At 71.0% G+C, this 24,713-nt stretch carries 24 protein-coding genes; 12 read left to right on the top strand and 12 right to left on the bottom strand.

Features of this window, described 5'->3' with window-relative positions; translation table 11 throughout:
• Positions 1 to 47 precede the first annotated feature (47 nt).
• The 8 genes from WC969_08175 (at position 48) to WC969_08140 (ending at position 8,960) form a co-directional block, all read left to right on the top strand.
• A complete protein-coding gene (locus WC969_08175; GenBank protein ID MFA6029814.1) occupies positions 48 to 800 on the top strand; it encodes a hypothetical protein in 753 nt (250 codons plus the stop codon).
• 142 nt (positions 801 to 942) lie between these two features.
• Positions 943 to 1,623 carry a PTS sugar transporter subunit IIA gene (locus tag WC969_08170; protein MFA6029813.1) on the top strand — a complete coding sequence of 227 codons (681 nt, stop codon included), beginning with the start codon at positions 943 to 945 and terminating at the stop codon, positions 1,621 to 1,623.
• Positions 1,620 to 3,587 carry a proton-conducting transporter membrane subunit gene (locus WC969_08165; protein MFA6029812.1) on the top strand — a complete coding sequence of 656 codons (1,968 nt, stop codon included), beginning with the start codon at positions 1,620 to 1,622 and terminating at the stop codon, positions 3,585 to 3,587. The genes WC969_08170 and WC969_08165 overlap by 4 nt, the downstream gene beginning before the upstream one ends.
• Positions 3,584 to 4,498, top strand: a complete 915-nt coding sequence (locus WC969_08160) for an NADH-quinone oxidoreductase subunit H (GenBank protein MFA6029811.1) — start codon at positions 3,584 to 3,586, stop codon at positions 4,496 to 4,498. Before WC969_08165 ends, WC969_08160 begins: the two co-directional genes overlap by 4 nt.
• Positions 4,495 to 5,139, top strand: a complete 645-nt coding sequence (locus WC969_08155) for an NADH-quinone oxidoreductase subunit K (GenBank protein MFA6029810.1) — start codon at positions 4,495 to 4,497, stop codon at positions 5,137 to 5,139. Before WC969_08160 ends, WC969_08155 begins: the two co-directional genes overlap by 4 nt.
• On the top strand, positions 5,139 to 6,608 hold the full coding sequence (locus tag WC969_08150; GenBank protein MFA6029809.1) for a proton-conducting transporter membrane subunit: 1,470 nt from the start codon (positions 5,139 to 5,141) through the stop codon (positions 6,606 to 6,608). Before WC969_08155 ends, WC969_08150 begins: the two co-directional genes overlap by 1 nt.
• Complete coding sequence (locus WC969_08145) at positions 6,605 to 8,107, top strand: hydrogenase (protein MFA6029808.1); 1,503 nt, start codon at positions 6,605 to 6,607, stop codon at positions 8,105 to 8,107. Before WC969_08150 ends, WC969_08145 begins: the two co-directional genes overlap by 4 nt.
• Before the next feature lie 79 nt (positions 8,108 to 8,186).
• The gene (locus WC969_08140) at positions 8,187 to 8,960 is read left to right on the top strand and encodes a 4Fe-4S dicluster domain-containing protein (protein ID MFA6029807.1); all 774 of its coding nucleotides are present in this window, start codon (positions 8,187 to 8,189) and stop codon (positions 8,958 to 8,960) included.
• A 173-nt stretch (positions 8,961 to 9,133) separates the two neighbouring features.
• On the opposite strand, the gene WC969_08135 is transcribed toward WC969_08140, so the two are convergent.
• Positions 9,134 to 10,660, bottom strand: coding sequence for a hypothetical protein (locus tag WC969_08135; GenBank protein ID MFA6029806.1), 1,527 nt, complete (start codon positions 10,658 to 10,660; stop codon positions 9,134 to 9,136).
• Between the two features lie 639 nt (positions 10,661 to 11,299).
• On the opposite strand from WC969_08135, the gene rmuC reads away from it, so the two are divergent.
• Complete coding sequence (gene rmuC, locus WC969_08130; GenBank protein MFA6029805.1) at positions 11,300 to 12,577, top strand: DNA recombination protein RmuC; 1,278 nt, start codon at positions 11,300 to 11,302, stop codon at positions 12,575 to 12,577.
• Positions 12,578 to 12,640: 63 nt separating this feature from the next.
• On the opposite strand, the gene WC969_08125 is transcribed toward rmuC, so the two are convergent.
• Positions 12,641 to 13,219 carry a hypothetical protein gene (locus WC969_08125; protein ID MFA6029804.1) on the bottom strand — a complete coding sequence of 193 codons (579 nt, stop codon included), beginning with the start codon at positions 13,217 to 13,219 and terminating at the stop codon, positions 12,641 to 12,643.
• Between the two features lie 170 nt (positions 13,220 to 13,389).
• On the opposite strand from WC969_08125, the gene WC969_08120 reads away from it, so the two are divergent.
• Entirely contained in the window at positions 13,390 to 13,794 is a 405-nt protein-coding gene (locus WC969_08120; protein MFA6029803.1) for a hypothetical protein, read from the top strand.
• Positions 13,795 to 13,971: 177 nt separating this feature from the next.
• On the opposite strand, the gene WC969_08115 is transcribed toward WC969_08120, so the two are convergent.
• Genes WC969_08115 through WC969_08075 form a run of 9 tightly spaced genes read right to left on the bottom strand, consistent with a single transcriptional unit; the run spans position 13,972 to position 22,317 of the window.
• Positions 13,972 to 14,679, bottom strand: a complete 708-nt coding sequence (locus tag WC969_08115; GenBank protein ID MFA6029802.1) for a transaldolase — start codon at positions 14,677 to 14,679, stop codon at positions 13,972 to 13,974.
• Between the two features lie 2 nt (positions 14,680 to 14,681).
• Positions 14,682 to 15,272: an HAD-IIIA family hydrolase gene (locus tag WC969_08110; protein ID MFA6029801.1), complete on the bottom strand. Its 591-nt coding sequence runs from the start codon at positions 15,270 to 15,272 to the stop codon at positions 14,682 to 14,684.
• Positions 15,269 to 15,874: an SIS domain-containing protein gene (locus WC969_08105; protein ID MFA6029800.1), complete on the bottom strand. Its 606-nt coding sequence runs from the start codon at positions 15,872 to 15,874 to the stop codon at positions 15,269 to 15,271. The genes WC969_08110 and WC969_08105 overlap by 4 nt, the downstream gene beginning before the upstream one ends.
• The gene (locus WC969_08100) at positions 15,871 to 16,578 is read right to left on the bottom strand and encodes a sugar phosphate nucleotidyltransferase (GenBank protein ID MFA6029799.1); all 708 of its coding nucleotides are present in this window, start codon (positions 16,576 to 16,578) and stop codon (positions 15,871 to 15,873) included. Before WC969_08100 ends, WC969_08105 begins: the two co-directional genes overlap by 4 nt.
• The gene (locus WC969_08095) at positions 16,575 to 17,558 is read right to left on the bottom strand and encodes a galactokinase (GenBank protein ID MFA6029798.1); all 984 of its coding nucleotides are present in this window, start codon (positions 17,556 to 17,558) and stop codon (positions 16,575 to 16,577) included. The genes WC969_08100 and WC969_08095 overlap by 4 nt, the downstream gene beginning before the upstream one ends.
• Positions 17,555 to 18,562 (bottom strand): Gfo/Idh/MocA family oxidoreductase, encoded by a 1,008-nt coding sequence (locus WC969_08090; protein ID MFA6029797.1) that lies wholly within the window; start codon positions 18,560 to 18,562, stop codon positions 17,555 to 17,557. Before WC969_08090 ends, WC969_08095 begins: the two co-directional genes overlap by 4 nt.
• A gap of 7 nt (positions 18,563 to 18,569) precedes the next feature.
• Positions 18,570 to 19,451, bottom strand: a complete 882-nt coding sequence (locus WC969_08085) for an SDR family oxidoreductase (protein MFA6029796.1) — start codon at positions 19,449 to 19,451, stop codon at positions 18,570 to 18,572.
• Positions 19,430 to 20,386 (bottom strand): NAD-dependent epimerase/dehydratase family protein, encoded by a 957-nt coding sequence (locus WC969_08080; GenBank protein MFA6029795.1) that lies wholly within the window; start codon positions 20,384 to 20,386, stop codon positions 19,430 to 19,432. The genes WC969_08085 and WC969_08080 overlap by 22 nt, the downstream gene beginning before the upstream one ends.
• Positions 20,383 to 22,317 (bottom strand): hypothetical protein, encoded by a 1,935-nt coding sequence (locus tag WC969_08075; protein MFA6029794.1) that lies wholly within the window; start codon positions 22,315 to 22,317, stop codon positions 20,383 to 20,385. Before WC969_08075 ends, WC969_08080 begins: the two co-directional genes overlap by 4 nt.
• Positions 22,318 to 22,382: 65 nt before the next feature.
• Here WC969_08075 and WC969_08070 point away from each other — a divergent pair, with 65 nt between their 5' ends.
• Together WC969_08070 and WC969_08065 are read left to right on the top strand one after the other, a co-directional pair.
• The gene (locus WC969_08070; GenBank protein ID MFA6029793.1) at positions 22,383 to 23,258 is read left to right on the top strand and encodes a class I SAM-dependent methyltransferase; all 876 of its coding nucleotides are present in this window, start codon (positions 22,383 to 22,385) and stop codon (positions 23,256 to 23,258) included.
• 10 nt (positions 23,259 to 23,268) lie between these two features.
• On the top strand, positions 23,269 to 23,985 hold the full coding sequence (locus tag WC969_08065; GenBank protein ID MFA6029792.1) for a dolichyl-phosphate beta-glucosyltransferase: 717 nt from the start codon (positions 23,269 to 23,271) through the stop codon (positions 23,983 to 23,985).
• A 77-nt stretch (positions 23,986 to 24,062) separates the two neighbouring features.
• Here WC969_08065 and WC969_08060 read toward each other — a convergent pair whose 3' ends face one another.
• The gene (locus WC969_08060; GenBank protein ID MFA6029791.1) at positions 24,063 to 24,515 is read right to left on the bottom strand and encodes a nucleoside deaminase; all 453 of its coding nucleotides are present in this window, start codon (positions 24,513 to 24,515) and stop codon (positions 24,063 to 24,065) included.
• Positions 24,516 to 24,713: the final 198 nt, after the last annotated feature.

Here is a 24,713-nt window from a genome sequence, read left to right as displayed (position 1 = left end):
CCCTTTGCTTCAGGCGGGCCTACGCGCGCGCGGGTATGCTATCCGCGATGAAGGCTTCGCGCATGCCGCGCGGTGGACGCCGCGCGTCCCTCGCTTTCGCCGCGCTCCTGGCCCTGCCGGGCGCGCTCGGCGCGCAGGTCATCGTCCGCGTGAACCCGGCGCCGCTCGCGCTGACGCCGCCGACGGGCGTCCTCTCGACGCCGCGCTTCGCCCCGTCGTTCGTCCCCGCGCTTTCGACGCCGCTCCTCACGCCGCGCTTCCAGGCGCCGATGCCTCTTCCTCAGGCGCTCCCGCGCGCGAAGACCGCCGACCCCGTCGGCACCGCGCCCAACACCCCGACAGGAGAGATCCCCATGCCGTCGCAGAGCGGTCCCGTCGATATCCCGGCCACGCCGGAAGAGCTGACCTTCGTCGCCAAGGCGTCCGCGGAGCTCGCGACGCTCGCCGACGATGCGGCCGCCGCGAAGGGCCTGAAGGCGAGTCAGATGACGGGGAAGGACTTCCTCGACATCCTCGCCGAGGTGCGCGAGCGCTGCAGGGCGACCTACAAGGGCTTCGCGCCGACACCCCGCGCCTACGCGGGCGCCCTCGCCGTGCAGGAGCAGACGGAGAGGGTCGTCCGCGCGCTCATCGACCCGTCGAAGCCCCTCTATGACGGGATCCACCGCGCTCTCTCGGTGTGGAACGTCTTCAATCAGGAGATGGAGCGCGTCGCCTCCGAGACCGGCACGGTCGAGGCCGTCGAGGCCGAGGCCCGGCTCTTCGCCCAGCAGGTCGAAGACTCCGTCGGCAAGCAGTAGTCTTCCCGCCTCCCGCCGCTGTCCATGGAGCGGCAAAAGCGCTAAAATGGGTCGTCCTCGTTGGATACGGACGGGGATGGCGCCTCGCAGGACCTCGTCCGGGACCCCTCGTCGGATCGCTACCGTACATAGAAGGAAGGGCATGCAGCTGGGTGTCAAAGACGCCGCGCGTCTGCTTTCCGTACCCGAGAAGACCGTCTACGGCTGGATCGAAGAAGGCCGCCTGCCCGCCTGCCGGGTGGGCGGGCAATACATCTTCAACCGGGCCGAGCTCCTCGAGTGGGCGACGGCTCAGAAGGTGAAGGTCTCCCCGGACATCTTCACGGAGAGCGGCGGCGAGCTGCCCTCGCTGGCCGACGCCCTGGCGGCGGGCGGCGCGCGGACCCTGCGCACCTGCCGCGATAAGGCCGACGCCCTGCGCCTGGCGGTCTCCTTCATGCCGCTGCCGGAGGGGACGGACCGGGACTTCCTCCTCGAGATGATCCTCTCCCGCGAGGCGCTGTCCTCGACCGGGGTCGGCGAGGGCATCGCGATGCCGCACGCGCGCAACCCGGTCGTGCTCAGCGTGGAGGGTCCGCTCGTCTCGCTCTACTTCCTCGAGCCGGCGATGGACTTCGGGGCCGCGGACGGCAAGCCGGTGCACACCCTCTTCGTCATCGTGAGCCCGACCATCCGCTCGCACCTGCACATGCTCTCGCGCCTGGCCTTCATGCTCCACGAGTCCCTCTTCCGCGACATGCTCGCGCGCCGCGCCGCCCACGAGCTCCTGGTCGTCGAGGCCCGCCGCGTCGAGGACGCATTGCGCACCCGGGGGAAGCGTTGAGCCTCGTCCTTCTCGCCGCTCTCGCGATGCTTCTGGGCGGGACCCTCGCGCTCTTCTTCCGGGACGGACGCCGCGCCTCGCTCTGCGGCGCCCTCGGCGCGCTCGCCGGCGCCGCGCTGGGCCTGCCGCCGGCGCTGGGAGCCCTGCGGGGACGCTCGCCGGCGCCGCTCGCCCTCGACTGGAGCCTGCCCTTCGGCTCTTTCATCGTCGGGCTCGACGCGCTCTCGGCCTTCTTCCTCGTCGTCCTCCTGACGCTCTGCGCCCTCTCCGCCGTCTTCGGCGCGGGCTACCTCGCGGGCCACGGCGCGCATCGGCGCCTGGGCCCGGTCTGGTTCTTCTACGGCGCGCTCGCCGCCAGCATGACCCTCGTGCTCGTCGCGCGCGACGCGGTGCTCTTCCTCGTCGCCTGGGAGCTCATGTCGCTGGCCTCCTACTTCCTCGTCGTCTTCGACGACGAGAAGGAGAGCGTCCGCCGCGCGGGCTGGACCTACCTGGTCGCGACGCACCTGGGGACGGCGTTCCTGCTCTTCTTCTTCCTCCTCCTCGCGCGCGGAGCCGGCACGACGAACTTCTACGCGCTGCCGGGCGCCGCGGGCCCGCTCGCGGGGACGGCCTTCCTCCTCGCGCTCGTCGGCTTCGGGACGAAGGCGGGACTCGTGCCGCTGCACGTCTGGCTGCCCGAGGCGCACCCGGCCGCGCCGAGCCACGTCTCCTCGGTGATGTCGGCGGTGATGATCAAGACGGGCGTCTACGGCCTGCTGCGGTCCCTGCTGCTCCTGGGCGCGCCGCCGGCCTGGTGGGGCTGGACCCTGCTGGGAGTCGGCGCCGCGACCGCCTGCTACGGGGCCCTCTCGGCCCTGGCCCAGCGCGACCTCAAGCGCCTGCTCGCCTACTCGAGCGTCGAGAACGTCGGCATCATCGTGCTCGGCATCGGTCTCGGCGTCCTGGGCCGCGCGGGGGGCCACCCGCTCGTCGCCGTGCTCGGCTTCGGCGGCGCGCTGCTCCATGTCCTCAACCACGCGCTCTTCAAGGGTCTCCTCTTCATGGGCGCGGGCTCGGTGCTCTCGGCGGTCGGCACGCGCGACATGGAGCATATGGGCGGCCTGCTCAAGCGCATGCCGTGGACGGGCGCGGCCTTCCTCGTCGCGGCGGCCGCGGCCTGCGGCCTTCCGCCGCTCAACGGCTTCGTCGGGGAGTTCCTCCTCTATAGCGCCGCCTTCCACGCCGCGGCGCGGGAAGGGGCGGCGTGGGGGCCTCTCGCCATCGCCGCGCTCGCCCTCGCGGGCGCGCTCGCGCTCGCGGCCTTCGCGAAGGCGGTCGGCATCGTCTTCCTGGGCGAGCCGCGCGGCGAGAGGGCGGCCGCGGCGAGGGAGGCGGGCTGGACGATGCGCGCGCCGCTGCTGCTCCTCGCCGTCTTCTGCGTCCTCAGCGGGCACTGGGGCGCGCTCGTCCTCTACGCCTCGTCCGGGGCGCTCGCGCAGCTCGCCGGCCTCGGGCCGGCCTCTTTCGTGCTCTCGATGCAGGGGACGCTCTCGACGCTCTGGTACGTCTCGGCCGGCTTCTCGCTGGTCGTCCTCCTCGCGCTCCTCCTCGCCCTCCTGCGCGAGAGACTGCTCTCGGGCCGCGAGGTCGGCGAGGGGCTCACCTGGGACTGCGGCTACGCGGCGCCGACCGCGCGCATGCAGTACACCGCCTCCTCCTTCGCCGAGCCGCTGACGACCTTCTTCGGCCCGCTCCTGCGCGTGCGCGAGCGCGCGCACGGCCCGGAGGGATTCTTCCCTGCCGCCGCGACCTTCGAGACCGAGACGCCCGGGCTCTTCCGCGAGCGGGTCTACAAGCCGCTCTTCGAGGCGGGGCTGCGCCTCGCGCTGAAGCTGCGCTGGGTCCAGCACGGGCGCATCCAGCTCTACGTCCTCTACATCGCGCTGACGCTGCTGGCGCTGCTCGTATGGAAGCTCGGATGAGGACCCTCGTCCATCTGCCGCTCGCGCTGCTGCTGGCGCCGCTGCTGCCGGGCGTCATCCACCGGGTCAAGGCGTTCTTCGGCGGGCGCGACGGCGTGCCCCTCTTCCAGCTCTACTACGACCTCGCGCGGCTGCTGCGCAAGGGCGCGGTCTACAGCCGCACGACGACCTGGGTGTTCCGCGCCGGCCCCGTCGTCGTCCTGGCCTCGACGCTCGCGGCGCTGACCCTGCTGCCGCTGGGGGGGCTGCCGGCGCTCATGGCCTTCCCGGGCGACCTCCTGCTCTTCGCCTACCTGCTCGCGCTGGGCCGCTTCTTCATGGTCCTCGCCGCGCTCGACACGGGCTCGGCCTTCGAGGGCATGGGCGCGAGCCGCGAGGTCTGGTACTCGGCGCTGGCGGAGCCGGCGCTCCTGCTCGCGCTGGCGGCGATGGCGCGCCAGTCCGGGGCGCTCTCGCTCAACGACCTCTATGCGTCGCTCTCGCCCGAGAGCCTCTACACCCCGGGCGGCCCGGCGCTCCTGCTCGCGGCGGCGGCCCTGCTCGTGGTCTTCCTGGCCGAGAACGCGCGCATCCCCTTCGACGACCCGAACACGCACCTCGAGCTCACGATGGTGCACGAGGTCATGATCCTCGACCACAGCGGCCCGGACCTGGCCTTCCTCGAGTACGCCTCCGCGCTCAAGCTGTGGGCGCTCGGCTCGCTGCTCACGGGCCTGCTCCTGCCCCTGCACGAGGGCGGGACGCTCATCGACGCGGCGGCCGGGGTCGGCGGACTCGTGCTCCTCGCGGTCGGCGTGGGCGTCCTCGAGTCCTGCATGGCGCGCCTGCGCCTGACCCGGGTCTCGAACCTGCTGGCGGCGGCGACGGCCCTGGCGGTCCTCGCGCTGATGCTGGTCCGGAGGGGCGCGTGAGCTTCTGGCTCGAGGCGCTCATCGTCCTCGTCGTGCTCTCGAACCTGCGGGTGCTGGGCGCCAGCCGCATCGACGCCTGCGTGCGCACCGTCGCCTTCCAGGGCGTCCTGCTCGGACTGCTGCCGCTGCTCGCCCACTCCGACGCGCTCACCGTCCGCCTGTTCCTGCAGGCGGGGGCGAGCACGTTCATCAAGGCCCTCGTCTTCCCCTGGCTGCTCGGCCGCGCGGTGCGCGAGGCGGGCGTCCAGCGCGAGACCGACCCCTTCGTGAGCTACACGGCCTCGCTCGCCGCGGGCATCCTCTTCCTCGCCGTCGCGCTCTGGTTGGGCGCGCGCCTGCCCTCGGCGGGCGCCGAGGAGCTGCGCCTGCTCGTGCCGGTCGCGCTCTTCACCATCCTCGTCGGGCTCTTCATCATCGTCGCGCGGCGCAAGGCGGTGACCCAGGTGCTGGGCTACCTCGTCCTCGAGAACGGCATCTACACCTTCGGCATGGCCTTCGCGGAGAAGCAGCCCCTGCTCGTGGAGCTGGGCATCCTGCTCGACGTCTTCGTCGCGGTCTTCGTGATGGGCATCACGATCTACCACATCAGCCGCGAGTTCGACCACATCGACGCCGACCGGCTCTCGGAGCTGCGCGACTGATGCTCTGGGCCCTCCTGGCCGTCCCGACGCTCGCGGGCCTGGCGGCCTTCTTCATCCGGCCCGACGGGCCGCGCCGCGCGCTGCTCGTCGCGACCGCGTTCGCGCACGCGGCGCTGAGCGCCGTCTGCTGGGTCCGCCCGCCGGCGCCGGTCCTCTTCGGCTACCTCGAGCTCGACGCGGCCGGGAAGCTCTTCCTGGGACTGACGAGCGCGCTCTTCCTGGCCGCGGCGTTCTACGCGGTGGGCTTCCTGCGCGGCGAGGTCCGCTCCAAGGAGCGCGAGGAGGAGGAGGGCTTCCTCTTCGACAACGCGCCGGAGGCGGTCTTCACGGGCTGTCTGCTGAGCTTCCTCGCCACGATGACCCTGGCGGCGCTGGCCCAGCACTTCGGCCTGCTCTGGGTGGCCGTCGAGGCGACGACGCTGGCGAGCGCGCCGCTCATCCACTTCCACCGCCACCACCGCTCGCTCGAGGCGACCTGGAAGTACCTCCTCATCTGCTCGGTGGGCATCGCGCTGGCCCTGCTCGGCAACTTCTTCCTCGCCGTCGCCGCGCGCGGGCACGAGGACATCCTGATGACGGCGCGCGAGCTCGTCGGGCACGCCGGCACGCTGGACGGCCCGTGGCTGAAGGCGGCCTTCCTCCTCTTCCTCGTCGGCTACGGCACGAAGATGGGCCTGGCGCCGCTGCACACCTGGCTGCCGGACGCGCACAGCGAGGCGCCCTCGGTGGTCTCGGCCCTGCTCTCGGGCGCGCTGCTCAACTGCGCCTTCCTCGCGCTCATGCGCGTGCACGCGGTCTGCGCCGCGGCCGGCCTGGCGGACTTCAGCGGCGGGCTGCTCGTCGGCTTCGGACTCCTCTCGATGGCGACGGCGGCGGCCTTCATCCTCGGCCAGGCGGACTACAAGCGCATGCTGGCGTACTCGAGCGTCGAGCACATGGGCATCCTCGCCTTCGGGGCGGGCCTCGGCGTCGCGGCGCCCGCGGCGATGCTGCATGCCGTCAGCCATTCGCTGACGAAGTCGATGCTCTTCCTCACCGCGGGCAACATCCTGAGCGCGGCGCGCAGCAAGTCCACCCTCGAGGTCCGCGGTCTCCTGCGCGCGCTCCCCGTCTCGGGAGCGCTCTGGCTCGCGGGCTTCCTCGCCATCACGGGCTCGCCGCCCTTCGGACCCTTCCTCAGCGAGCTCTGGATCCTCAAGGGCGCGCTCGCCGCGGGGCGGCCCGGCCTGGCCGCGCTCTACCTGGCCCTGCTCGCGGCCGTCTTCGTCGCGATGGCGGGCATCGTCCTTCGCATGGCGCACGGCGAGCCCTCCGAGCGGCTCAAGGACGCGCCGCCCGAGCGGGACCTCTGGCGCCTGGCGCCGCCGCTCGCGCTCGCCCTCCTGGTCCTCGTCCTCGGGCTCTGGACCCCGCCGTTCCTGCTCGCCGCGGTGCGCGACGCGGCGCTCGTGCTGGGGGGGCGCCCATGAGCGACATGCTCGCCGTGCGCAACGCCCAGGCGGTGCCGCTCGCCCACATGCCGGTCCTCGAGCCGGAGGCGTTCCGCCGCGCCGTCCTCGACGCGGTCGCCTCCGGGGCGCGGATCGCCTCCTTCTTCGGCCGCCCGCTCCCCTCGGGGCGCCTCGGCGTGCTCTGCGCGCTCGCGCACGACCACGCGGGAACGCTCTCGCTTCTGGGCATGGAGGCCGGCGAGGAGTATCCCTCGCTCTCGCCCGACTGTCCGCAGGCCCAGCTCTTCGAGCGCGAGCTCGCCGAGCAGTGGGGGCTCCGCCCCAAGGGACACCCCTGGCTCAAGCCCGTGCGCTTCGCGCCGCCGCGGCGCCCCGGGGGCGAGCCCATGGGGTCCGGTCCCTGCGGGGTCATGCCCTTCTACCGCGTGGGGGGGGAGGAGATCCACGAGGTGGCGGTCGGCCCGGTGCACGCGGGCGTCATCGAACCGGGACACTTCCGCTTCCAGTGCCGCGGCGAGACGGTGAAGCACCTGGAGATCTCGCTGGGCTACCAGCACCGCGGCGTGGAGCGGGCGCTGACGGGCGGGCCGGACGCCCGCACGAGCCACTACATGGAGACGCTCGCCGGCGACACCACGGTCGGCCACGCCTGGGCGTACTGCCAGGCGCTGGAGGCCCTGGGGCGCGTCGAGGCGCCGGCCCGCGCGGCGGTCCTGCGCGCCGCCGCGCTCGAGCTCGAGCGCCTCGCCAACCACCTCGGCGACCTGGGCGCCCTGGCGGGCGACGTGGGGTTCCTGCCGACCCAGTCCTACTGCGGCCGCCTGCGCGGCGACGCGCTCAACATGACGGCGCTCCTCTGCGGCAACCGCTTCGGCCGGCGCCTCCTCAAGCCGGGGGGGACCGGCTGCGACGTCGACGAGCGGACGCTCGACGAGCTGCGGCTCCGGCTCGACGCGCTCGCGCGCGACTCGGCCTCCGCGCTGCGCCTGCTCTGGGACGCGCCGTCGGTGACCGCGCGCTTCGAGGGGGCCGGGGCGCTGACGCTCGGGGACGCCCGCGCGCTCGGCCTCGTCGGGCCGTCCGTCCGCGCGTGCGGGGCGCTGCAGGACGTGCGGCGCAACCAGCCCTTCGGGGTCTACCGCTACGCGATGATCCCGGTCTCGACCTGGGACACGGGCGACGTGTTCGCGCGCGCCCACGTGCGCTGGATGGAGTTCCAGCGCTCGGTCGTCTTCCTGCGCGAGCTCTTCGAGACCCTTCCCGCCGGCCCGGTCCTGCGCGCGCCGGGGAGCCCGGCGCCGGAGAGCGTCGTCGTCTCGCTCGTCGAGGGCTGGCGCGGCGAGGTCTGCCACGCGGCCGTGACCGACGCCGCGGGGCGCTTCGCCGCGTACAAGGTCGTCGATCCCTCCTTCCACAACTGGCCGGGCCTCGCGCTGGCCCTGCGGGGACAGGGGATCTCGGATTTCCCGCTCTGCAACAAGAGCTTCAACCTCTCGTATTGCGGGGTCGACCTATGACGCGCAGCGTCCGCTGGAAGTGCGGCCGCTGCCCCTCGCCCCCAGCCCCTCTCCCGTGGGACGGGAGAGGGGGTTCGTCATGCTGAAGATCCTCTGGACGCGCCTCCAGCAGAAGCACCGGACGACCGCCTACCCGAAGGGGCCGGCGCCCGAGCTGCCGCCCCGCTTCCTCGGCCGCCCGAAGATCGACATGTCGCGCTGTACGCCGGATTCGTGCCGGTCGTGCGCCGGGGCGTGTCCGCATGGGGCCCTCGACATCGGCGAGCGCGTGCGCATCGACCTGGGGAAGTGCCTCTTCTGCGGCGCGTGCGAGGCGGCCTGTCCCGCCGGGGTCATCGAGTTCACCCGCGAATACCGCATGGCGGTCGGGCGGCGCGGCGAGCTCGAGGTCCAGGACGCGGCCTACCGGCTGGCCGAGGCGCTCGACGCGAAGTCCCGCAAGCTCTTCGGACACAGTCTCAAGCTGCGACAGGTCAGCGCGGGCGGCTGCGGCGCCTGCGAGGCCGACGTGAACGTGCTGAACACCGTGGGCTGGGACCTGGGCCGCTTCGGGATACAGTTCGTCGCTTCTCCGCGACACGCCGACGGCCTCCTCGTCACCGGCCCCGTCACGGAGAACATGCGGCTGGGTCTGCTCAAGACCTGGGAGGCGGTGCCCTCCCCGAAGCTCGTCATCGCCGCCGGCGCCTGCGCCATCTCGGGCGGGCCGTACCTCGGGCACCCCGAGGTCCATGACGGCTGCACCCGCCTCCTCCCCGTCGACCTCTTCATCCCCGGCTGTCCGCCCCACCCGCTGACGGTCCTCGACGGGCTCCTGCGCCTGCTGGGCCGATTGGAAAAAGACGGACGCTAGCCTGGAATCTTCAGTTGGACGCGGGATTCGACGGAGGATGCCGGAACATTCCTAGCCGGGATTTCGCGACCATCCCCATGGGTATGCTCGCGAAATCCCACCGTCGGACCGTCCTCGGCCTCCTCCATCTCGGTCCTACGCGCCAACTGAAGATTCCAGGCTAGTCGATCCCTTCAGGGAAGGGTCTGACCGGTCTTCTCCCGGTAGCGCTGGTCGATGCCGAGGAAGCGGCCGCGCATGGAGCGCAGGTCCTTGAGGAGCGCTTCGATCCTCGCGCGCCGGGCGGGGTCCTTCTCCCCGGCGAGCGCGTCGGTGAGCTCGCGCTCGGTGACCTCCTGCTCGTTGGTCGCGGCGGCGTAGAGGTCGGAGACGTGGTAGAGCAGCTGCGGGGTGCCGTCTCCGATGGCCTTCTTCGCGATGTCCTCGTAGGCGAGTCCCGAGAGGTAGCGCAGCTTCTTGTCGTCTCCGAAGGAGGCCTGATAGGACTCCTTGGTCGGGTACTTGCTCAGGAGATGGTCGATCCACATCGTGAGCAGCCATTCCTGATGGCGGAAGATCTTGTCCTTCATCAGCTCGGCGCGGCGAGCGGGGGTGAGCGGCGAGGTGAGCTCCTGGAAGACGTACATCTGGCGCAGATGGGCGCCGTGCTCGCTGGCCAGCGCGAGCCGGTGGTCGTTGAACTCGACGAGGTGGTCGTAGACGTGCGTGAGCTCGTGGGCGAAGACGGGGACGACGACCTCGGGCGGGCTGTCGAGGTGCCGGGCGTGCATCGCCAGCATGAACTTCTTGCCGCTCTTCTTCTGCTCTCCCGGCGTGAGCGGGCGCACGTAGGCGAGCGTCCCGTCCTTGCCCAGGTCGGTGTAGATGAAGAGGATGTTCTTGTCGACGCCTTCCCAGCCGCCCATGCGTTCGATGAGGTCCGCGCCGGCCCCGGTGCTCTGGAGCGAGGCGCGCATCTTCGCGAAGGCGGCCGTCTCCTTGGGACTGGGCTCGTAGGCGTAAGCGTCCCAGAGGGACTTGATCCCCGAGTAGAGGTTCCCGAAGAAGCCGGGCTTCTTCGTGTCCGGCATGTGGTAGGCGGAGGGCGGCTCGAAGACCGAGCGCCGGGCGGCGGTCGTGGAGGCCAGCGCGGCGGCGCCGCGGCGGGAGGCCCCGATGGCGACGGCCGGATCCTCCTTCTTGGCGGAGGAGGGCAGGCGCAGCGTCTTCCCGGCGAGATGCCGCTCGGAGAGCTTGAGCGTCGTGACGGCGGGCGGATAGCCGGGGGAGAGCTTCAGCGTCTCCCGTGCCGCCTCGGCGGCTTCGGGGTAGCGGCCGGCTTGGAGCAGGAGCGAGGCCTTCAGCGCGAGGATCCCGGGAGACGTCGCGGGACCCTTCCCGAGGGCCAGCAAGAGCCGCTCGGCGTCGGCGTTCCAGCCCGCGGCGAGATAGGCGCTGGCGAGCTCGATGAGGCCGGTTTCGTCTTCGCCCTTCTCGAGGGGAAGGAGGCCGGCGCGCACGGTCTGCCGGCCGGCGGGGTCGAGGAAGCGGGCGGCATCGACGTAGGAAGACCCCGCGGGCAGGGACGCGCGCGCGCCGTCGTCGAGCTGGGCGCAGAAGAGGGCGTCGATGCGCTCGCGCAGGACCGGGGCGTCGGCCGCCCGCGCGGCGGCGAGGCCGGCGCAGAAGAGGACAGCGAAGAACGCGGAGCCGCGGGGCATGGGGGGTCGTCTCCAGTGATAAGAATGCCCCCGGACGGTTGCTTTGTCAAGGGCGCCGACATCGGTATTCCGCGGTCTGGGCCTTGACAGGTCCAGGTCCACCTGTTAGACTGAGATGTCGGTGACGCTTGTCGGCGGGACCTCGGCTCGACTTGGCCCCGGTTGCACCGGGACTCCCAAAGTTCGATTCGACTGAGCCAGGCCCCCTCGGACCGGAGTCGTTCGTTCGCGCGTTCGTTCGAGCCGTTCCTTCGCTCGTTCGTCCGTTCGCTCGTTCGTCGCCGTTCCGGTCCGACGCGTACGGTACGTTCGTCCAGTACCTGAGCGGTTAGCGATTGCCCTCGCCGGCCTCTGGCCGGGGAGGGCTTTCGCTATGTGGTTTTTCCTTAACTCCCCTTCCAGCGAGTTCGCACTATCAGCTTCCTCACTGCGTGCGATCCCCTCCTCCGACCTCCTCTCGCCGCCTTCGGCGCCGGGGGGCAATCCGCTTTAGTGGTGCCTGCTACCACACTTTTACACTTTTGATGTGAATCGATTGCCCGCCCTCTGCCGCCATGTAAGCTAAAAGTGTAAAAGTGTGGTAGCAGGCACCATCCTGCGGGGCGTTTGATACAATGAAGGGGTCGTCCTGAGAAGCCCATGGAACCCATCCTCGGAGTCCTCCTCTTCGTCGCCGGCGCGGCCGCCGGCTTCTTCGCCGCCCGCAAACTCTTCCCGGCGGCCTCGGCCGGCCTGGAGGAGGCTCTCCGCGAGAAGGCCGTGGCGGAGCGGACGCTCGAGCTCGAGAAGCGCCTGAGCGCCGAGGGGGCCGAACGCAAGGCCCTCGAGGAGCGCCTGCGCACGCACGCCGAGGAGATCGAGCGCACCCGCAAGGGACTCGAGGAGCGCTTCGAGAACCTCGCCTCCCAGCTGCTCGAGCGCAGCGCCGAGAGCCTGCGCAAGACCAGCGAGACGGGGCTCAAGGCCCTGCTCGACCCGCTCAAGGACCGACTCGTCGAGTTCAAGGGCAAGGTCGAGGAGGCCTACGGCACCGAGGCCAAGGAGCGCTCGGCCCTGCGCGCCGAGCTCAAGAACGAGCTCGAGAACATCGTGAAGGCCAACCAGCGCATCAGCGAGGAGGCCAACAACCTCACGCGGGCGCTCAAGGGCGACGCGAAGGCGCAGGGAGACTGGGGCGAGATCGTCCTCGAGCGCATCCTCGAGGCCTCCGGCCTGCGCCCCGGAGAGGAGTACGTGGTGCAGGGCAAGGAGCTCGGCCTCGTGGACGCCGAGGGACGGCGCATGAAGCCCGACGTCCTCGTGCACCTGCCCGAGGAGAAGCACATCGTCGTCGATTCGAAGGTGACGCTCACCGCCTACGAGCGCTGGGCGAGCGCCAAAGACGAGGCCGAGAAGGCGAAGCACCTTAAGGATTTCCACGTCTCCTTCTACAAGCACGTCGACGAGCTCAGCGGGAAGCACTACCAGGGGCTCGAGAAGATCGACGCGCCCGACTTCGTGCTCATGTTCGTGCCCATCGAGGCCGCGTTCGCCGCCGCGATGGGGACCGACCCCGAGCTCTTCCCCTACGCCTGGGACCGCCGCGTCGTCGTCGTGAGCCCGGCGACCCTCTTCGCCACGCTGCGCACCGTCGCGGCGCTCTGGCGCAGCGAGCGCCAGAACCGCAACGCGCTCGAGATCGCGCGCCAGGGCGGAGCCCTCTACGACAAGTTCGTCGCCTTCCTCGGAGACCTCGAGGACCTGGGCCGGGCGCTCGGCGCCGCGCAGAAGGCCTACGACGAGGCCTTCGGCAAGCTCAAGGACGGGCGCGGCAACCTCATCGGCTGGACCGAGAAGCTGCGCCAGCTCGGCGCCAAGACGAGCAAGCGCCTCGACGCGAAGTACCTCCCCGAGGACTCCCCGACCGAGCAGGTCTAGGCGCAGGCAGAAAAGACGAGGGCCGCGCATTTCTGCGCGGCCCTCGTCTTTTCTGATGTCTGCTTATTTGAATTCGAGGGAGCCGAGGATGTCCCGGAAGATGTTCTGGTAGCGCAGGCGCGTCTTCCAGTCCGCGCTCTCCATCCAGCCGGCCGAGTAGCAGCGGCCGTTGCTCGCGCGCAGCGCGGTCCAGCGCATCGTGCTGGGGATGTCCACGGTGGGGCCCGCCTCGCTCCAGCTGCGGGCGAGGAGCCCGTTGGCCAGCGTCCAGGTCGCGGCGGGGCCGGCGTCCTCTCCCTTGCGCAGCGCGGCGGCGAACTCGTCGAGCGAGGCGCACGGGCCTTCGTCGCGCAGGGCCATCGCCATGCGGGCGCGGTCCCAGGGCTCCGCCTCCGGCGCGGGGCCGAGGTGGTTGAGGAAGGTCAGTTCCTTCTCGCCCAGGCGGGGGTCCTTCGGGTCGATGGGGGCCCAGTCGATGGGATAGGACGCGCGGTAGCCGCTCGTCTCGACGAGGTGCGTCTTGAAGACGGGATGGGTGATCTTCCAGACGTGGCGGCCCCAGAGGAGTCCGACGAGCAGGGCCACGAGCGCGATGAAGCCGGCGCCGAAGAGAGGCGGTCCTTTGAGCCACGGGTGCTTCATGTGAAGAGTAGTATGACTTTGAGCGGATTCTTTGTCAATTCCGCCCTCCGTCTTCGGCGGGACCCGGGGGGAGCCCCGGACTGGAACTTATCGCGCCCTCGGACGTAATATAGGAGAGGCCGCCGCCCCGGACGGAAGGGGAGCGAGCGGACCCCACGGAGGAATGAATCATGCAGAAGTCCATGTTCGTCGTCGCGGCGCTGGCGCTCGCCGGCACGCTCGCTGCCCGGTCGTTCGCCGAGGAGCAGAAGGGCCAGGTGCAGGATCCGCAGAAGGCCGAGATGGGGCAGAAGCGCGAGGCCCACAAGGCCGAGATGAAGGAGCTCCACGAGAAGCACAAGGCCGAGATGGGGCAGAAGCGCGAGGAGCATAAGGCCGAGATGCAGAAGAAGCACGAGGAGCACAAGGCCGAGATGCAGAAGAAGCGCGAGCAGCACAAGGCCGAGATGAAGGCCAAGCACGAGGCGAAGAAGGCCGAGATGGAGAAGAAGCGCGAGGAGCGCAAGGCGAAGCTGGCGGAGAAGAAGGCCGAGCAGCCCGCGGCCGCGCCGGCTCCCGCGCCCGAAAAAAAGTAACGTCCAGAGTACCTTCCCTAACTTCCTCCCCTGCGGGGGAGGGGATGGGTGGGGGGGGATTGAAAGGCCTCCGCATCTCTGCGGAGGCCTTTTATTTCGGTCTGGCGTCGTGTGCTGGTTCCCCCTTCCCCTGCCCCTTCCCGCGGGAAGGGGAGTTGAGGAAGGGGAGGGTCCTGACTACAGACGGTAGCCTGCCTTCGTAGCGTCTCCGTAAAACATCTTCACGGTGTCGAGCGAGAGCTCGGCGAGGTCCTTGCCCAGCAGGGGCATCTTCCTGCGCAGGTCGTCGGTGAGCGTGATGATGTGGCAGCCGCATTCGTCGGCCTGGACGAGGTTGAGGAGCTCGCGCGGGCTGGCCCAGAGCAGCTTGCACCTGGGCAGGCCGGAGAGGATCTTCAGGGCCTCCCGCATCATGGGGACGGGGTCGAGGCCGGTGTCGGCGACGCGGCCGGCGAAGAGCGAGGCGATGGACGGGACGGCGGGGCTCAGCGCCTTCGCGATCTCGCGGAGCTGCTCGAGGCTCAGCATCGCCGTGACGTTGATCTTCACCCCGTCTTTGGAGAGGCGGCCGACGAGGGGGGCGCAGGACTCGCCGCGGGTGTTGGTGATCGGGATCTTCACGAACACGTTGGGGCCCCAGGCGGCGATCTTCCGCGCCTGGCGCTCCATGTCGGGGATGTCGTCGGAGAAGACCTCGAAGCAGACGGGGAGCTCCGTGACCTTCGCCAGGACCTTGCGCGCGAAGGCCTCGTAGTCCTCGACGCCGGCCTTGCGCATGAGGGTGGGATTGGTCGTGAAACCCTGCACCGAGCGTTCCGCGTGCGCGCGGATCATGCTCTCCGCGTCGGCGCCGTCGCCCCAGATCTCGACTCGGAACTTGCGCATGGTCATCGCTCCATCGCGTCGTACTTCAGGATGCCCTCCACCGCCTGGGCGACCGAATCGGTCTCGACTTCCGCCTTCACGTTCCCGCGCTTGGCCTCGGAGGGCGCGTAGCGCACCAGCGCGGTGCGGCAGCCGGCGCGCCGTCCGCAGTCGACGTCCATGTCCTGGTCGCCGAGCATCCAGGACTTGCGCGCGACGAGGAAGCGCTCCTCGCAGGCCTTGAGGATGAAGTGGGGCAGGGGCTTGCGGCACTCGCAGGGTCCCGAAAGGGCGGGGACGACGCCCTGGGGGTGGTGATAGCAGTAGAAGCTCTCCGTCAGCTTCACGCCCGCCGCGAGGAGGCGCTTCTCGACCTCGAGGCCGACGGCCTTGAGGTCCTCGAGCGTCGTCTTGCCCTTGGCGTGGCTGGGCTGGTTGGAGATGATGAAGAGGGCATAGCCGCGGCTCTGCAGGAGCTTGAGCGGCTCGACGGCGGCGTCGATCATCCGGAGGTCCGCGACCGTCCGCGGGGACTCGTGCTCGCCGGTGTCGGCGTACTCCACGAGCTCGTTGAGGATGCCGTCGCGGTCGAGGAAGACGGCTTTCTCGCTCATCGGGTCCCCTTCACGCTCTCCCACTTCATGGGGTTCTTCTGGAGGTCGGGGTGCGAGACGAGCAGGTGCCAGACCACGGCCTGGAAGGCCTCGGTGTGCGCGGTGACGGACTCGGGGGAGACGACCGGCACGACGACGCAGGCGTCGGCGAGCTTCGCCGTGCACCCGCCGTCGCGGCCGACGACGCCGAGGATCTTCGCTCCGACGGTCTTCGCGAGCTCGAGCGCCTTCACGATGTTCAGGCTCACGTTCTTCTCGCGGCTGCCGCCGCCGACCGAGAAGACGAACACCGCGTCCTTCGGGCCGAGGCGGCTGACCTTCAGCCACTCGGAGAAGACGCCTTCCCAGCCGTCGTCGTTGACGCGGGCGGTGAGCTCGGCGACGTTGTCGGTGGGGGCGTAGGCCTCGAGGCCGCAGATCTTTCGGAAGTCGTTGACCGCGTGGGCCGCGTTCCCGGCGCCGCCGCCGACGCCGAGGACGAAGAGTCGGCCGCCTCCCGCGCGCAGGGCCGCGAGGGCCTCGACGAGCCGCGCGAGCGCCTTGCGGTCGAGCTTCTCGAGGACCTGTCGGGCCTCGTCCAGATAGCGGTCGATGTGGTTCATGGCTGCCTCGCGGGAGAGAGATGCCGGCGCAGGGCGTCGAGCCCGTCGGGTGATCCGATCTCGAAGAGGGGGTCCGTCATCTCGTGGCCGAGCAGCAGCCCCTCGTCGGCCAGCGGCCCCAGGACGTCGGCGAGGTCGAGGGGTCGCCGGGTCGAGGCGCCGTCGAAGGCCTTGCGGCGGAAGAGGAGCAGGCCGTAGTCGAAGTGGTCCATGCCGGCGGTCCGGCGGCGCTTGTCGTAGCGCAGGACCCGGCCTTCGTCGTACTGGGCGTTGCTCTCGCCCCAGCGTCCCTCGTTGCGGATGACGGTCATGAGGGCGGGGGCGTTCCCCGCCTCGAAGGCGCGCAGGGCCGGGCGGTAGTCGGCGTCGAGATAGGAGTCGCCGTAGAGGGCCAGGAAGGCGTCGGGCAGCTTCGGCAGGGCCTGGAGCAGGGCGCCGCCGGTGCCGAGGAGGCGCGGGCCGTCGTAGGCGTACTCGACGCGCAGGCCGAAGGCGGCGCCGTCTCCGACGAAGCGCTCGATCTTCTCCCCCTGGTGCCCGACGCAGAGGAGGACCGAGCCGATCCCGTTTCGCTGGAGGAGGCGCAGCTGGTGGGCGATGAAGGGCGTCCCGGCGACCTCGACGAGGGACTTGGGGAGGTCGCGCACGAGCGCGCCCAGACGCGTGGCCATGCCGCCGGCGATGAGGACCGCGGTGTCGATCACGCCTGCACCACGACCTTGCTCCCTTCGTAGTCGAAGCGGAAGCGGACTTCCTTGAGGCCGCCCTTGTGCATGGCGTCGCGCAGGCGGGCCTTGTCCTCCGCGAGGAAGAGGAGGAAGCCGCCGCCGCCCGCCCCGACGAGCTTTCCGCCGAGGGCGCCGTTGCGGCGCGCGATCTCGTACCACTCGTCGATGCGGGGGTTGGTCATCCCGCCGGAGCGCTGCTTCTTGCGCTTCCAGTGGACGTCCATGATCTCGCCGAGCTCCCGGACGCGCCCGCCCTCGAGCGCCGCCTTCGTGCGCAGGCCGAGCTCCTTGACGAAGTCGAGGTTCTCGAGCATCGCGGCCTCGTCGACCTTCGTCTTGTCGTCCTGCTCGCGCAGGATGTCGGAGGCGGAGCGGGAGTAGCCGGTGAAGAAGAGCAGGAGGTCGTCCTCGAGGTTGAAGAGGGTCTCCTGGGTGGCGCGCAGGGGGGCGACGTCGACGCGCGCGTCCTTGCGGAACTCGAAGCAGGTCACCCCGCCGAAGGAGGCGATGTACTGGTCCTGCTTGCCGATGGGCTCCTTCAGGCGCCCGAGCTCGATCTCGACGGCCTCGTCGGCGAGCTGGCGCGGGCTGATGACGTCCTTGCGGTGGGCGTGCAGGGCCTTGAGCAGCGCGGTCGTGAAGCTGCCCGAGGAGCCCAGCCCGGTGCCCGCGGGGATGTCCGCCATGCTCGCGAGCTCGAGGTTGCGCTGCTGCACGTCGAGGAGGAGGAAGGCCTCGCGGATGATGTCGTGGCGGATCTCCTCGCGGCGGGAGACTTTCTCGAGCTTCGAGTACTTGATGATGAGGTTCTCGTCGAAGGTGTCGTGGAGCGTGATGTAGACGTACTTGTCGATGGCGGCGGAGAGGACGAAGCCGCCGCGCCGCTCGTAGTAGGAGGGCAGGTCGGTCCCACCTCCGCCGAGCGAGATGCGCAGGGGGCTGCGGCAGATGATCATCGGGACGCTCCGACGGGGCGCCGCGTCCCGCGGTCGTGCTCCTTGTAGACGGCGGCGACGACCTGCAGGGCCGCGTAGGCGTCCTGAAGGTCGCCGCAGGGGCGCCGGCCGGTGCGGATGGCGCGCAGGAAGTCCTGGAACTCCGCCGCCCAGGAGGCGTCGGGCCCGGGGAACTCCCAGACCTTCGTCTTGGGGGGCTTCATGTCCGGGCCCATGCGGTAGTGGGTGAGCCGCTCGGGGCCGTAGGAGCCGCCGATGCCGTCGACGACGAGCTTCCCCTTGCGGCCGTAGACCTCGTAGGAGAAGGTGTTCTTCCACTCGGTCCAGCTGACGTGCAGCCAGGCCGCCTGCTCCTTCTTCGTGCGCAGCAGGAGGAAGGCGTTGTCCTCGACGGGCATGTTCCAGAAGTAGGTGGGCGTGAAGCCCTCGACCTTGCGCAGGTCGCCGAGGAACCAGCGCGAGAGGTCGATGAGGTGCATGCCCTGATCGAGCAGCTCGCCGCCGCCGCCGATCGTCGGGTCGGCGCGCCATTCCTTCTCGTAGCCGAGCCGGCCGCCGTGCCCGTAGCGGCCGCGCACGAACATGAGCTCTCCGAGCGCGCCGGCGTCCACGAGCTTCTTGGCCTTCCAGAGCGCGGGGTGGAAGCGGTGGTTGAAGCCGACCTTCACGACGACCCCGGCGCGGCGGGCCGCGGCGAGCACGGGCTCCAGTTCCCCCGCGCTCCGCGCGCCGGGCTTCTCGACGAGCACGTGCTTGCCCGCCTTGATGCAGGCGAGCGTCACGCGCGCGAGCAGGTCGTGGGTCGTGCAGACGATGGCGGCGTCGACGTCGTCGCGGCCGATGAGGGAGTGGCAGCAGTCGCCGACCTCGCAGCCGGGGTGCTTGGAGGCGAGCGCGTGGGCGCGCGCGGGCTGGATGTCGCAGCAGGCGACGAGGCGGTGCTTCCCGAGCGCCGCGGCGCGCTTCTCGCCCATGCGCCCGCAGCCGATGATCGCGAAGTTCATAGGGTTGCTAACCTCCCCAGTTCATGCCGCGGTCCTTGGGGACGATGCGGCGCAGCGTGTAGATGTCCGTCTCGAGCTCTTTGCGGCGGCCCGGCAGCTCGGCCCAGGGGTCCCAGACCGCGCTGAGCAGCTTGCCGGTGATGCCGTCGCTCTCGGCGCTCGCGAGGAAGGCGCAGAGAGCGGCCGCCTTGGCCGGCGGCACGCCGCCTTCCTTCTTCTGCTTCAGCAGCCGTTCGTGGACCTTGGCGCCGAGCAGCTCGGGACCGGCGGCCAGCGCCTGCTCGAGCATGCGCGTGTTCATGGCGCCCGGAGCCACGGCGTTGACGTCGATGCCGAGCCCGCGCGTCTCCTCGGCGAGGGTCTCGGTCATGCGCACGAGGGCGGCCTTGGACGCCGCATAGGCCGAGATGCGCGGCATCGGGGCGGTGGCCCCGCCGCCGGAGAGGTTGATGATCTTCCCGCCGCGCCGGCGCTTGAGATGGGGGAGGAAGGCCCGGCAGACGAGGGCGGGGCCGAGGAGGTTGACCTCGATGGTGCGCACCCAGTCGGACCAGTCGACCTCCTCGAGGGGCCCGAAGGTGCCGTAGACGCCCGCGTTGTTGACGATGACGCCGAGGTCGGGGAACTCCTCGAGGGCCGTCTTCGCGAGCCGCTCGACGTCCTCGCCCTTCGAGACGTCGGCGGCCACGGTGACGAGGCGGCGGCCCGGGGCGAGCGCGCCGGCGAGCTCCTCGCGGGCCTCCTCGAGCGCCCGCGCCGTCCGGGCGCAGAGCACGAGGTCGGCGCCTTCGGCGGCGAAGCGCGCGGCGATCGCGCGTCCGAGTCCCTGGCTCGCGCCGGTGACGAGGGCGGCCCGTCCCTCCAATCTCAGCGGCGGTCGAGGATCCATCGGTTCTCCAGGAGCCAGTCGAGCGTGCGGTGGACGCTCTCGCGGATGCCGAGCCGGGGCTTCCAGCCCAGGCGCCGGATCCTGCGCGCGTCGAGGAAGATGAAGGGGCTGTCGCCGACCCACCCGCGCCGTCCGCCGGTGCGCGTGATGCGGGGCTTCAGGCCCATGCGCGCGGCGATCCAGCGCGCGGACTGCTCGGCCGTGCACCAGTCGTCGACGCCGAGGTTGAAGACCTCGAAGGGGGCCTTCGCCCGGCGCCGGGCCAGCAGCAGAGCCGACACGCAGTCGCCCACGTGGAGGTAGCTCTTGCGCTGGCGGCCGTCGCCGAGGAGCTCGAGGCGGCGGGGGTCGGCGAGCAGCTTGCGGCAGAAGTCGAAGACGTGGCCGTGCGAGTAGCGCTCTCCGAGGATGCTCACGAAGCGGAAGACGCGGCCGCGCAAGCCGAAGCCCTCGCAGTAGGCCGAGATCAGCGCCTCGCCGGCGAGCTTGGAGGCCCCGTAGAGCGAAGTCTGGCGCGGGAAGGGGGCGTCTTCGGGCGTCGGAAAGACCGCGGGCTCGCCGTAGACGGAGCCGGTGGAGCTGAAGAGGATCTCCTTCGCCCCGCAGGCGCGCATGGCCTCGAGGACCCGGAAGGTCCCGCGGGTGTTCTCCTCGAGGTCGCGCTCGGGGTGCCGGAGACCGAAGCGCACGTCGGCGTTGGCGGCGAGGTGGACGACGCTCCCGCAGCCCTTCATCGCGGCGCGCAGACGGCGTTCGTCGCGGAGGTTCCCCTTCACGAAGCGGAAGCGCGGGCTGCGGCGCGCGGCGTCGAGATGGCGCAGGAAGCCGGTCGAGAGGTCGTCGTAGGCGACGACGCGGTCGCCTTCCTCCAGCAGGCGCTCGACGACGTGGCTGCCGATGAAGCCCGCCCCTCCGGTCACGAGCGTCTTCTTCATCTCTTCGCCTCCGACGGGAACTCGTAGAGCAGCGCCGAGGCGTCCTCGTAGACGAGGCGGGCTCCGCGGCTCTTCGGCGCGCGGGCCAGGAAGGGGAGCTCGCTCTTCTGCAGCCAGAGCCAGTAGGGGGCCTCGAGCGGGGGGCCTTCGCGGAAGCCGCGGCGGATCTCCTCGGCGCCGCGCTCGAGCCCGCCGGGGGCATGGGCCTCCTCGACGAGGAGGAAGAAGGGCCAGGCCGTGCGCTCGTGCTGGTCGACGGCGTGGTCGCGGCGCAGGCGCGTGAGGAGGTCGTCCTGGAACATCTCCGCGCGCCAGGGGAACCAGCGCTCGGCGAGGACCTTCTCGAGGTCGAAGCCGCCGGCGGCGAGCATGCGGCCGAGGCCGCGGAGGTTGTCGGCCGCGGTGCGCGAGGGATTGCCCGCGCTCGGAGAGGTGCAGGCGGTCAGCGAATAGGCGCGCGTCCAGAGCGGCAGGCCCCAGACGCCGTAGGGCGACATCGTCACGACCTTCCCTCCGGGGGGAACGTGCGCGTCGAGACGGCGCAGGGAGGACTCCACCCGTGAGGGCGCGCCGCAGAGCTTGAAGTACCGGTCGGCCCAGGACTTGGAGGCCGCGGCGTTCCAGAGCAGGAGCGCCGCGGCGAGCACGTGCGCGTGGCGGCGGGCCCAGCCGCCGAAGCCGGGCCGCGAGAGCGCCCAGGCCGCGAAGCCGACCGCGGCGGCGAACTCCGCCTGCGTCGAATAGTGGCGGAAGAACTGGAGGTCGACGCGCAGGAGGATCGGCGAGAGGGAGAGCGCGAAGACGACGAGCTGGAAGGCGGCGAAGCCGATCCAGTAGGGGCGGTACTCCGGCTCCGTGCGCGCGAGGCGCAGGAAGAGCAGGCCGTAGGCGAGGTAGACGAAGGCGCCCCAGTGCGCGACCGGCGCGTTGCCGAGATGGCGCAGGAGGTCCGCCCCGGCCGGGCCGATGAGGGCTCGGGTGAGGAGGACGAAGGCGAGGCAGCAGGCCGCGGCGACGCCCGTCGTCGTCCAGAGGTTGCGGCGTCCCTGCGCGCTCAGGCCGGCCAGGGGGACGAGGAGGGCGAAACCCCCGAGCCAGGCCGCTGCGAGCGTCCACTCGAAGAAGTGCGAGAAGCAGACGAGGCCGAAGAGCAGGCCGGCGAGCGCGGCGGCGCCTCTGCGGGGACGCTCGTCGACGGCCAGCGTCCAGGCGGAGACGACCGCGGCGTAGAGCAGGAGCACCGCGACCGTGTGGTTGGGCAGGAACGCCCATTCCTGGACCTGGGCGGGATTGAAGAGCACGGTGGGCAGGCGCGCGAGCCAGGCGCGCAGGCCGCCGGCGTCGAGGGCGGCCAGGGCGCTCAGGACGGCGCGGGGGCCGACGGCCGCCGTGATGGCGAGGTCGGCGAGGAAGGTGAGGGCCGCGGCGCCGACGAGCGCGGCGCGGCCGTCGCCGGTGCGGCGGCGGAGCACCGCGTAGACGACCCCGAGCTTGAGGGCCATGGTCGCGCCTTTGGCGAGCACGAGGCCCCACTGCAGGGAGCCGCCGGCGAGGAGGAAGAAGAGCGCCATCGGGTAGTACATCGCGGCGCCCAGGAGCCAGGCCGCGGGGCGCGCGTCCCCGGTGTAGGGGTCGGCGGGCACGCCGCGCAGGAGGATCTGGCGCGGCTTGAGCGCGTAGAAGCCCTCGTCGTTGTAGACCCCGCCGGTCATGAAGGGGGAGGCCGCCTGCCAGGAGCCGTCGTTGCCGACCTTCGCCCACTCCTGCGGGAGCTCGCGTGCGAGGCGCGCGCGCAGGGCGAGCGCCGTCGCCGGCAGGACATAGGCGGCCAGCACCGTGCACAGCAGCAGGACGGGCAGGGCCCAGCGTTCGATCCGAGAGGTCGTCGGTATGGACATGCCGGAACGCGCGCAGACGCGCGCGCGTACCATCCGAACATACTACATAAGAGCGTCCGGCTTTGAAAACCCCCGGCAGAACATCTACACTTTGTCCGATGAAGGGCATCGACGACTGCCGCGTCTGCGGGAAGAAGGCCTTCCTCGTGGGCGAGAAGACGGGACGCTTCCGTCCGCGTCCCTTCCGCGTCTATCACTGCCCGTCCTGCCGCTTCACCTTCGTGGGCGACCCGGAGCCCGACCTCGGCGCGCTCTACGACGAGGCCTATTATCGCGGGCAGGGCGCCGACCCCCTGGTGCGCTACCTCGACGAGCTCGAGCGGCCCGAGACGACCGTGCGCCGCTATGAGTGGGCGGGACTTCTGCGCATCGCGCGGGCGCTGACCGGCCGCGCGAGCGGCCTGCGCTGGCTCGACTACGGCTGCGGCGCGGGCGGACTCGTGCGCGCGGCGCGCGCGGCGGAGCACGACGCGCTCGGCTGGGAGACGGGCTGGATCCGCGCGCGCGCGGCGGAGAAGGGCGTCCCCATGCTCGATGAGGCGGGGCTCGAGGCCGCGCGGGGGAGTTTCGACCTCGTGACCGCGGTCGAGGTCGTCGAACACCTCCCCGACCCCGCGGCCGAGCTCGCGCGGATGGCGGCCCTCCTCAAGCCCGGCGGGACCCTCTTCTGCACGACCCAGAACGCGCGGCCGCGCCGCGCCGACCTGCTCTCGTGGTCCTATCTCGTCCCCGAAGTGCACGTCTCCTTCTTCGAGCCGGACACGCTGGCCCTCGCCTTCGAGAAGGCGGGCCTGCGCGCCGAGCGTCCCGGCCGGCTCGACGGCCTCGAGGACGTCCTTCGATTCAAGATCCTCAAGAACCTGCGCGTCGCCGAGGCGGGCGGGTTCGAGCGCCTGCTGCCCTGGGGCCCGCTGACCCGCCTGGTGGACAGGGTCTATCGGTTCCAGGACATGCCCGTGGGCCGGAAGAAGTAGAATCTCCGCGATGAGCCCTTCCCCGTCGGTCAGCGTCATCCTCCCGGCCTACAACGAGGCCGCGCGCATCCTCGGGACCCTGCGCGAGATCCAGGACTATTTCCGCGCCGCCGGCCGGACCTACGAGATCATCGTCGCCGCCGACGGGAACGACGGGACGCGCGAGAAGGCGCACGAGGCCGCGAAGGCCGACCCGAACGTCTTCGTGCTGGGGGGCGTCGAGCGTCTCGGGAAGGGGCGCGGGGTCCGCCTCGGCGTGGGGCTCGCGCGCGGCGAGGTCGTCGGCTTCATGGACGCCGACAACAAGACCCCCGTCACCGAGCTCGACAAGTTCCTGCCGCTCCTCGCGGGGGGGCACGACCTCGTCATCGGCTCGCGCACGCTCCAGCGCGGGCTCATCGAGCGGCCGCAGCCGTTCTACCGCCGGGTCGGCTCGCACGGCTTCCGCGTCGTCCTGCGCGCCCTCATCGGCCTGCACGAGATCTCGGACACGCAGTGCGGCTTCAAGTTCTTCCGGCGGGAGGCCGCGCGCGCCGTCTTCGAGCGCCAGCGCGTCGACGGCTACATGTTCGACGTGGAGATCCTGCGCATCGCCCAGCTCCTCGGGCTGAAGATCGCGCAGGTGCCGGTGCGCTGGCGCGACGACGCGGACAGCCGGCTCGAGCTCGTGGCCGGGAACCTCCGCAACCTGCGTGACCTGCTGCGCATCCGCTTCGGGACCGGCTGAGGCCGGTCCCCCCTCAACCCCGGGCGCAGAGCGCCCTTTCCCCTCTCCCACCACGCGGGAGAGGGGCTCTCGAGGAATCAGCGGCCGATGTCTTCGTCCCAGAGCTTCGGGTTCTTCGCGATGAAGTCGCGCATGAGCGCGGCGCACTCGGCGTCGTCGGCGTCGACGACCTCGACGCCGTGCGCGCGCATGAACTCGGGGCCTCCCGGGAAGGTGCGGCTCTCGCCGGCGACGACCTTCTTGATCCCGAACTGCACGACGGCGCCCGAGCAGAGGTAGCAGGGCATGAGGGTGGAGTAGAGGACCGCGCCCGCGTAGCTCCCGACGCGGCCGGCGCGGCGCAGGCAGTCGATCTCGGCGTGGGTGACGGGGTCTCCGTCCTGGACGCGCCGGTTGTGCCCGCGGCCGACGATCTTGCCGTCGCGGACGAGCACGGAGCCGATGGGGATGCCTCCCTCGCGGAGGCCCTTCTTCGCCTCGTCGAGGGCCGCCTGCAGGAAGGGGTCGCGGGTCTTCTCTTCGTGTTCCATGTGCTCCTCCTGTGCGGTTGATTCTGGGAGTCCGTCCGAGTAATAGCATGTTCTCCGGTCGCGCGCTATTGGAGCGACGCCGTCGCAGCCCGATAGCGCGCGACCCGCTCCTCCCATGACTTCTGAGGAAGAGCGGGAGGCCCCATCCCGGCCGTGCGCCGCGTTGCTCCTCGCTCACATAGCGGGGCTATGCTCGCT

The sequence above is a fragment of the Elusimicrobiota bacterium genome, assembly GCA_041660925.1.
Lineage (GTDB): Bacteria > Elusimicrobiota > Elusimicrobia > UBA1565 > UBA1565 > JBAZUV01.
The sequence above is the reverse complement of the archived record's forward strand: the minus strand, read 5'-3'. Positions and strand labels throughout refer to the sequence as shown.

What these genes read in the sequence shown, in the direction of transcription:
- WC969_08090 (MFA6029797.1), bottom strand. Translation starts at nt 18,562, where the DNA reads ATGAACTTCGCGATCATCGGCTGCGGGCGCATGGGCGAGAAGCGCGCC.
- WC969_08125 (MFA6029804.1), bottom strand. Translation starts at nt 13,219, where the DNA reads ATGAAGCACCCGTGGCTCAAAGGACCGCCTCTCTTCGGCGCCGGCTTC.
- WC969_08080 (MFA6029795.1), bottom strand. Translation starts at nt 20,386, where the DNA reads ATGAAGAAGACGCTCGTGACCGGAGGGGCGGGCTTCATCGGCAGCCAC.
- WC969_08140 (MFA6029807.1), top strand. Translation starts at nt 8,187, where the DNA reads ATGCTGAAGATCCTCTGGACGCGCCTCCAGCAGAAGCACCGGACGACC.
- WC969_08075 (MFA6029794.1), bottom strand. Translation starts at nt 22,317, where the DNA reads ATGGTACGCGCGCGCGTCTGCGCGCGTTCCGGCATGTCCATACCGACG.
- WC969_08135 (MFA6029806.1), bottom strand. Translation starts at nt 10,660, where the DNA reads ATGCCCCGCGGCTCCGCGTTCTTCGCTGTCCTCTTCTGCGCCGGCCTC.
- WC969_08085 (MFA6029796.1), bottom strand. Translation starts at nt 19,451, where the DNA reads ATGGATCCTCGACCGCCGCTGAGATTGGAGGGACGGGCCGCCCTCGTC.
- WC969_08095 (MFA6029798.1), bottom strand. Translation starts at nt 17,558, where the DNA reads ATGATCATCTGCCGCAGCCCCCTGCGCATCTCGCTCGGCGGAGGTGGG.
- WC969_08170 (MFA6029813.1), top strand. Translation starts at nt 943, where the DNA reads ATGCAGCTGGGTGTCAAAGACGCCGCGCGTCTGCTTTCCGTACCCGAG.
- WC969_08145 (MFA6029808.1), top strand. Translation starts at nt 6,605, where the DNA reads ATGAGCGACATGCTCGCCGTGCGCAACGCCCAGGCGGTGCCGCTCGCC.
- WC969_08060 (MFA6029791.1), bottom strand. Translation starts at nt 24,515, where the DNA reads ATGGAACACGAAGAGAAGACCCGCGACCCCTTCCTGCAGGCGGCCCTC.
- rmuC (MFA6029805.1), top strand. Translation starts at nt 11,300, where the DNA reads ATGGAACCCATCCTCGGAGTCCTCCTCTTCGTCGCCGGCGCGGCCGCC.
- WC969_08150 (MFA6029809.1), top strand. Translation starts at nt 5,139, where the DNA reads ATGCTCTGGGCCCTCCTGGCCGTCCCGACGCTCGCGGGCCTGGCGGCC.
- WC969_08070 (MFA6029793.1), top strand. Translation starts at nt 22,383, where the DNA reads ATGAAGGGCATCGACGACTGCCGCGTCTGCGGGAAGAAGGCCTTCCTC.
- WC969_08175 (MFA6029814.1), top strand. Translation starts at nt 48, where the DNA reads ATGAAGGCTTCGCGCATGCCGCGCGGTGGACGCCGCGCGTCCCTCGCT.
- WC969_08065 (MFA6029792.1), top strand. Translation starts at nt 23,269, where the DNA reads ATGAGCCCTTCCCCGTCGGTCAGCGTCATCCTCCCGGCCTACAACGAG.
- WC969_08120 (MFA6029803.1), top strand. Translation starts at nt 13,390, where the DNA reads ATGCAGAAGTCCATGTTCGTCGTCGCGGCGCTGGCGCTCGCCGGCACG.
- WC969_08160 (MFA6029811.1), top strand. Translation starts at nt 3,584, where the DNA reads ATGAGGACCCTCGTCCATCTGCCGCTCGCGCTGCTGCTGGCGCCGCTG.
- WC969_08115 (MFA6029802.1), bottom strand. Translation starts at nt 14,679, where the DNA reads ATGCGCAAGTTCCGAGTCGAGATCTGGGGCGACGGCGCCGACGCGGAG.
- WC969_08110 (MFA6029801.1), bottom strand. Translation starts at nt 15,272, where the DNA reads ATGAGCGAGAAAGCCGTCTTCCTCGACCGCGACGGCATCCTCAACGAG.
- WC969_08105 (MFA6029800.1), bottom strand. Translation starts at nt 15,874, where the DNA reads ATGAACCACATCGACCGCTATCTGGACGAGGCCCGACAGGTCCTCGAG.